This window comes from Acuticoccus kalidii (assembly GCF_021556395.1).
In the GTDB taxonomy this organism is placed as follows: Bacteria; Pseudomonadota; Alphaproteobacteria; order Rhizobiales; family Amorphaceae; genus Acuticoccus; species Acuticoccus kalidii.
Genome location: NZ_JAKGCS010000014.1, coordinates 1 through 6,438, shown reverse-complemented (window position 1 = coordinate 6,438; position 6,438 = coordinate 1). Strand labels below are relative to the sequence as shown.

The following is a 6,438-nucleotide window of genomic DNA, read 5'->3' as shown; positions in this document are numbered from 1 at the left end:
CTAGAGCACTTTCGGCTTGCGGAGAATCGGGCAAATCAGATTCTGAGATGGTCGTGATCGCGTTCGGGAGTTCGCACGATGGCGCCGCTGTCCCATGATTTGAGGGTTCGTCTCGCAAGAGCCGTCGATGCCGGCGGCTCGGCTCGCCAGGTGGCGGCCCGCTTCGATGTGAGCCCGTCGACCGTCGTCAAGCTGATGCAGCGAGTGCGGGCGACCGGCAGCGTCGAGCCGGCCCGGATCGGCGGGTATCGCAAGCCGCTGCTGGCCGCTCACGAGGCAACGATCCGGGAGCTGGTGGCGGCAAACGGGAGCATCACGCTCGTCGAGCTGAGGGCGGCCATCATCGCGCGCGGCGGCCCGGCGGTGTCGCTGTGGGCGGTCTGGTCGATGCTGCAACGGCTCGGGCTCAGGCACAAAAAAAGTCGCTGAAGGCGGCAGAGCAGAACCGCCCCGACGTCGCGAAGGCGCGCCGGCGCTGGCGCGGTTTCCAGGGTTTCATGGATCCGGACCGCTTCGTCTTTCTCGACGAGACCGGAGCCTCAACCAACATGGTCCGCCGCACGGGCTGGGCCCCGAAGTCCGAGCGGCTCGTCGACCACACCCCGCACGGACACTGGCACACGACGACGTTCGTCGCTGGCCTCCGGGCGTCTGGGATCGTCGCGCCGCTCGTGCTGACCGGGCCGATGAACGGGCGGACCTTCCTCGCCTATGCCGAGCAGTTCCTCGCGCCAGCACTCTCGCCGGGCGACGTCGTGGTGATGGACAACCTCGCGGCGCACAAGGTCGCCGGGGTGCGCGAGGCGATCGCCGCGGCCGGCGCCAGCATCCTCTACCTGCCGCCCTACAGCCCCGACCTCAACCCGATCGAGATGGCCTTCGCCAAGCTGAAGGCGCTCCTGCGAAAGGCGGCCGCACGAACCCGCGACGAACTGTGGGATACGATTGGCGCACTCCTCGCCCGCTTCGATCCCGACGAATGTCGCCGCTACATCCGCCACTGCGGCTATGAGTACGACTGAGCCGAAAGTGCTCTAAGGACCTTAATGTGCGCGCTCCATTTCTGATGGCACAAGAGATATTTGTATGTTCTTCGAACATTTTCTCAATGTTAATGCCGGGTGCCCAGTTGAATCTTTTGCCATAACGGTCGTCTTGTCCAAGTCTTGGTCGTATCCCATATAATAATAGTCTTCCCAGGCTTGCGACGCTCCCGGGTTGTTCAGACCGGTGGCCGCCCCGAGCAGGCGGACCGTCAGCGCATGTGACGCGTCCCCAGAAAGGATTCCCTTGAGCAACGGCGAGAGAAGACCGGACAAGAAACTCAAGTCGGCGGACCCGAGCGCGAAGAAGGCGAAAAAGACCGCCGGACCCAAGTATCTGCGCGACACCATGGCGGCGAGTCCCAGCGTTGCGAAGCTCGATGGCCGAAAGAACAAATCATGAGCAACGGCAGCATCAGCGATCCCATCCAGATGATGTACGATGCCGATTTCGCTGCCCCGGCGGAGATCTTCGTGTCCCGCCACGCCGGTTCCAAACGTGGAAGCCTCGGCTATCACCGCTTCGCGACCGCCGAGCAGGCGATCTATTTCGCCATCGAAAACTTCTCGCATCTTCGTGCCGATGAGGTCGTTATGGCGGTCAACGAGAAGCGCTTCAATCTTACGTCGCTGCGCGCGCTCGGACGCGTCAATCGGCAGGATGCCTCCCGTTCGGCGGAAGGCCACCGACGAGGCGCTTTCGGGCGGTCTCTGTTCGCGGTCTGACGGTCCTTTCGCCGGAAGAAATTACCTTCCGGCGTGCGCATCTCGCCCTTGCCTTTCCAAGCCTTGAACAGAGTGAGTTCCCGTTGAGTACCGAATGCCCTCCGAGCACTCGGAGCAGCTGCCCTGCGCCGGTGGACGCACTCCCGCGTGGCGCGATCCATCCCGATGAGATCGGCCGCGCGTTGAAGGTCTACGGGCAGCCGAGGACGGGCCGAAGCCTGTTCGAGGTGGGCGCCTCGGTCCTCCCCTTCGTCGCGATCTGGATCGCGATGTGGGCCGCGCTCGTCCACGTCGGCTACTGGCTCGTCCTGTTGCTGGCGGTTCCGGCCGCCGGGTTCCTCGTCCGCCTGTTCCTCATCCAGCACGACTGCGGGCACAGCTCGGTATTTCGTCGCCAGTGGGCGAACGATTGGCTCGGGCGTGTTCTCGGGGTCATCACGCTGACGCCCTACGATCACTGGCGCCGCACACACGCGTTGCACCATGCCGGATCCGGCAATCTCGAGCGCCGCGGCATCGGCGACGTCGCGACGCTCACGGTGCGCGAGTATCGCGCGCTCGGCCGGTTCGGAAGGCTGCGCTACCGGCTCTACCGCCATCCGGCGATCCTGTTCGGCATCGGCCCGCTGTTCGTGTTCGTTCTCCATCATCGCCTCCCGATCGGCTTCATGCAGAGCGGGGCAATGCACTGGACGAGCACGATGGGGACCAACGCCGCCATCGCCGGCGTGACGGCCGTCCTGATCTGGATCGTCGGGGTCGGTCCGTTTCTTGCGATCCACGGCCCGATCGCCTTCCTCGGCGCTGCGGCCGGGGTCTGGCTCTTCTACGTCCAGCACCAGTTCGAGCACACGTACTGGGATGCCCCGCCGAGCTGGCGCCGACCGGTGGCGGCGCTCGAGGGGAGCTCCCACTACCATCTGCCGGGGGTCCTGCGCTGGCTGACGGCGAACATCGGTATCCACCATGTCCACCATCTCTCGAGCCGCATTCCCCATTACCGGCTCCCTGAGGTGCTTCGCGATCATCCCGAACTCGACGCGATGAACCGACTGACGATCGCGGACAGCCTCAGAAGTGTCCGCCTGTCGCTCTGGGACGAGGACCGCCGACGCCTCGTCCCGTTCTCCACCGCACGACTGTCGTAAGCCCTCGGGGCGGGACGCCGGGGCGGCTCGATCCGTCTCCCCCCGCGGCCCTGGCTGTCCGGGCGACCAACGCCACTCAATCCGAAAGGATCTGCCACTTGAAGACCCATCACGCCGAGGCACCGAGCCACATCTACGCGGTCGGTCAGTCTGTCCGCTTCCGCAACAGGATGGATCGGCCGCCGCATTCGCCGGAGGATTTCAGGATCACCCGCACGCTGCCGCCCGTCGGTGGCCTCTTTCAGTACTCCATCCGCAGTGAGGCCGAGCCGTATGAGCGGGTCGCGACGGAGGACAGGCTCGAACTTCTACCGCCATCGGGCGGTGTGCGCGGCTCGCTGTCGGACCGCGTCTTCGGCGGCGGCTGACCCCGCCGACACGCCACCGCACAGGTCGCCACCGCCCGAGGGGTTGCCGGCCCCGCCTGATTCGGCGGGGACCGCCGTGTTTAGGACAGCTAGGCGCACCCGCCCGAGAGTGGGTGCCATGCCGATGAGCCGCTAGGAGAGCCTGCGAGTGCTGCACGACTCTGCGAAGGAGCAGGCGCGACGAGGACGGAAGCCGAGGATTGCCTTTGGGATTTTGCCCGCGTCGCGCCCAATCCCGGCCGGCTGCGGGCGAGGGTTTATGTCCCGGAGGAGCTTCCCGCGCGCGCCCTCTCATCGTCGTCCTCCACGGCAGCCTTTAGTCCGCGGCCGAGTACGACGATGGGACCGGCTGGTCGGACCCTTGCCGACCGGCATGGCTTCGCCCTTCTCTTCCCGCAGCAGCGGCGGCAGAACAACGCGTTTCTCGGCTTCAACTGGGTCCGGCGCGGCGACAGCCGCCGGAACCTCGGCGAGCCGGTGTCGATCGTCGCCATGATCAGGGCCGTCGGGGCGCATTGCCACTGCGATCCCCGCCGCGTCTTCGTGACGGGCCTGTCGTCGGGCGGGGCGATGACGTCCGTACTGTCCGATCACGGGGACGGCTTCCCTTTCTTAATGAGGTTGACGCCCTTCCGCCGACACCGGCTCGCCAAAGCCGGCGTGCCGGTTAGCGTGTCAGCAATTCGTTGACACATGTCAGTGGATTGCTTACATAGTCCGGTGCCGATCAGATCGTTCAAATCCAAGCCGCTGGCCGATCTCTGGAGCAAGGGCAGCACAGGCAGGATCGACAAGCGGATGCACGCGAGGATCCTCCGGCGCCTGGACCGGCTCGATGTCGCGGCCAGCGCCGAGGAGATGAACCTCCCCGGTTTTGACTTCCACGCCCTTCGAGGGTTCGATCCGGTCCGCTTCACGATCCACGTCAACGGCCCGTGGTGCATCACCTTCGAGTTCGAGGACGGCGATGCCTGCCGCGTCGATTTTGAGCAATACCATTGAGGAGGGGCCTGATGACCGAGTTCGCCGCCGTTCGTAATCCGGATCGCTGCCCGACCCATCCCGGTGCGCTGTTGCGAGAAGACCTGATGCCTGCGGTCGGCAGGAGCAAGGTGGAGATCGCGCAGCTCCTCGGCATCTCGCGGCAGCATCTCTATGACCTTATCGCCGAGCGCAAGCCGGTCACGGCCAACACGGCGGCCCGCCTCGGCAAGCTGTTCGGAGATGGCCCCGGACCCTGGCTGCGAATGCAGGCCACCTACGACGCCTGGCATGCGATGCGCGAAGTCGACACCTCACAGATCCCAACCCTGACCGTGGCATAGAGCGCCGGGCGAATGACCGGCCGTTACCCACCGCCGGCTGACCGAACATAGGCGTAGAGTGTCGGCTTCGAGATCCCCATCATCGTGCAGATCTTGGTGACCGTGCTCCTGCCGCCGATCGCGCGAAGCATAGTAGAGCGCGGCTGGAGGCGCCCTCCCGCCGAACGGCCGGTCGTCGCGGACGTAAGCCCAGATGTGGCCGGTGATCGTCTTGCCTCTGGCGAGGATCGGCACCGTGGTGTCGTCGCCGTGAAGGCGCTCGGCGGCCAGAACATGCGCCTCGATCAGGGCATGGAGCGGTGCGAGGGCGACCGTCGCGGCACCGACCTGGTCGGCGAGGGTCGAGACCGACAGGTCGATCCCCTCGCGGCCATAGCGCTCGCTCTGCCGGTTCAGCGGCAAATGCTGCCCGAACTTTTCGAACAGGATCGTCGCCAGAAGGTGCGGTCCGGCAAAGCCGCGCGGCGTCACGTGGAACGGTGCGGGCGGCTGCGTGATCCGCTCGCACTGACGGCAGGCGAACCGCTCGCGCACCGTCTGGATCACCTTCCAGCGACGGGGGATCACCTCCAGCGTCTCGGTGATGTCCTCGCCGAGCTTCGACAGCCGGGTCGAGCCGCAGCACGGGCAGCTCTCCGGCGCGGCGATCACGACACGCTCGCGCGGCAGATGGGCCGGGAAGGGTTTGCGCGCGGGCCGCTTGCGCGTGAACGCCGGGGCCGATCCTGTCTGCGTTGCCGCGGTCTCGGCCACCAGCTCATCTTCGCTGGCCGTCGTCTCGAGATCCTCCAGCTGCAGCTCCATCTGCTCCAGAAGCCGAGCCTTGCGCTCGGAGCGGCTGCCGTAGAGCTCGCGCCTCAGCTTCTCGATCTGGAGCTTGAGATGGGCGACCAGGGCGGTCACGTCCGACTGCGCCGCTTCCGCGGCAAGGCGGCGTGCCCGCTCCGCGCGGATCATCGCGTGGGCGCTGGCAAGGTCGTCGGGGAGCGAATCGGCGGCGCTGTTCACACCTTGAGCGAATCACGATCGCCGGGGCGCGCCAAGGCAAAACATCACCCGACCGACGTCGGACGCCAGGTCTCTTGCGGGTGACGCCAGTCGATCCCTTCGAGCAGATAGCCGAGCTGCGCAGGCGTGATCGTCACCGCGCCATCGGCCGGCGAGGGCCACAGGAAGCGGCCCCGCTCCAGCCGCTTCGTGAAGAGACACGCCCCCTGGCCGTCGTGCCAGATCACCTTCAGAAGGTCGCCCCGGCGCCCGCGGAAGCAGAACAGATGGCCGCTCAGCGGGTCGCGCCGCAGCACCTCCTGGACCATCAGCGACAGGCCGGGGAATCCCTTGCGCATGTCCGTGTGGCCGGTCGCGAGCCACACCCTCACGCCACTCGGAACCGGGATCATCGCCGTTCCAGAACGGCGACCACGCGGGCCAGCGCCTCGCCGTCCACGTCGGCGCCGACGACGATCCGCCGGCCGCAGGCGAGAACGATCTCCATCCGCGAGGCCGTCACCGGGGTTTCAGGCCGCGGCTCTATCTCTCGCGCCTCGGGCGGATGCGGTTCCGGCTCGATGATGGCAGGCACGAACGTCGGCGTCTTCTCAGATCGGGGCGGCTCCACCCGGAACGCACGCCTCCACGTCACCAGCTGCGAGCGCGAGATCCCGTGCCGCCGGGCCGTCGCCGAGACCAGACGCGGACCCTCCATGCTCTCCAGCACGATCTTCAGCTTCTCATCATCGCTCCAGCGACGCCGGCGGCCCCTCTCGACCACCTCCAACCGCTCGAACGCCCTGTGCGTATGCCTGTCCATACGCACAGTTCTCCGCCG

At 66.5% G+C, this 6,438-nt stretch carries 10 protein-coding genes and 1 pseudogene; 8 read left to right on the top strand and 3 right to left on the bottom strand.

The features are described 5' to 3' along the window. The first annotated feature begins 78 nt into the window (after window positions 1-78). From L1787_RS08010 to L1787_RS07975, 8 genes are all read left to right on the top strand, one after another. Window positions 79-1,022 (top strand): IS630 family transposase gene (locus L1787_RS08010; protein ID WP_235708155.1). Its coding sequence is split into 2 segments (ribosomal slippage): window positions 79-421 and window positions 421-1,022, totalling 945 coding nucleotides; the frame shifts between segments, so codons are not numbered across the junction. A gap of 268 nt (window positions 1,023-1,290) precedes the next feature. Then, window positions 1,291-1,446, top strand: a complete 156-nt coding sequence (locus L1787_RS08005; RefSeq protein ID WP_162409817.1) for a hypothetical protein — start codon at window positions 1,291-1,293, stop codon at window positions 1,444-1,446. After that, complete coding sequence (locus L1787_RS08000; protein WP_111352692.1) at window positions 1,443-1,769, top strand: hypothetical protein; 327 nt, start codon at window positions 1,443-1,445, stop codon at window positions 1,767-1,769. Before L1787_RS08005 ends, L1787_RS08000 begins: the two co-directional genes overlap by 4 nt. Window positions 1,770-1,900: 131 nt before the next feature. Further along, window positions 1,901-2,917, top strand: coding sequence for a fatty acid desaturase (locus L1787_RS07995; protein WP_211100731.1), 1,017 nt, complete (start codon window positions 1,901-1,903; stop codon window positions 2,915-2,917). Between the two features lie 98 nt (window positions 2,918-3,015). Next, window positions 3,016-3,285 carry a hypothetical protein gene (locus L1787_RS07990; protein ID WP_202913511.1) on the top strand — a complete coding sequence of 90 codons (270 nt, stop codon included), beginning with the start codon at window positions 3,016-3,018 and terminating at the stop codon, window positions 3,283-3,285. A gap of 339 nt (window positions 3,286-3,624) precedes the next feature. Further along, entirely contained in the window at window positions 3,625-3,975 is a 351-nt protein-coding gene (locus tag L1787_RS07985; RefSeq protein ID WP_111352694.1) for a PHB depolymerase family esterase, read from the top strand. Between the two features lie 30 nt (window positions 3,976-4,005). After that, a complete protein-coding gene (locus tag L1787_RS07980) occupies window positions 4,006-4,287 on the top strand; it encodes a type II toxin-antitoxin system RelE/ParE family toxin (protein WP_202913512.1) in 282 nt (93 codons plus the stop codon). Window positions 4,288-4,298: 11 nt separating this feature from the next. Next, the gene (locus L1787_RS07975; protein WP_111352696.1) at window positions 4,299-4,610 is read left to right on the top strand and encodes a HigA family addiction module antitoxin; all 312 of its coding nucleotides are present in this window, start codon (window positions 4,299-4,301) and stop codon (window positions 4,608-4,610) included. 60 nt (window positions 4,611-4,670) lie between these two features. Here L1787_RS07975 and tnpC read toward each other — a convergent pair. From tnpC to tnpA, 3 genes and pseudogenes are all read right to left on the bottom strand, one after another. After that, window positions 4,671-5,567, bottom strand: a pseudogene (gene tnpC, locus L1787_RS07970) (IS66 family transposase); the annotation flags it as partial. Window positions 5,568-5,662: 95 nt separating this feature from the next. Continuing rightward, the gene (gene tnpB / locus L1787_RS07965; protein ID WP_235708053.1) at window positions 5,663-6,010 is read right to left on the bottom strand and encodes an IS66 family insertion sequence element accessory protein TnpB; all 348 of its coding nucleotides are present in this window, start codon (window positions 6,008-6,010) and stop codon (window positions 5,663-5,665) included. Next, window positions 6,007-6,420 carry an IS66-like element accessory protein TnpA gene (gene tnpA / locus L1787_RS07960; RefSeq protein ID WP_235708054.1) on the bottom strand — a complete coding sequence of 138 codons (414 nt, stop codon included), beginning with the start codon at window positions 6,418-6,420 and terminating at the stop codon, window positions 6,007-6,009. The genes tnpB and tnpA overlap by 4 nt, the downstream gene beginning before the upstream one ends. Window positions 6,421-6,438: the final 18 nt, after the last annotated feature.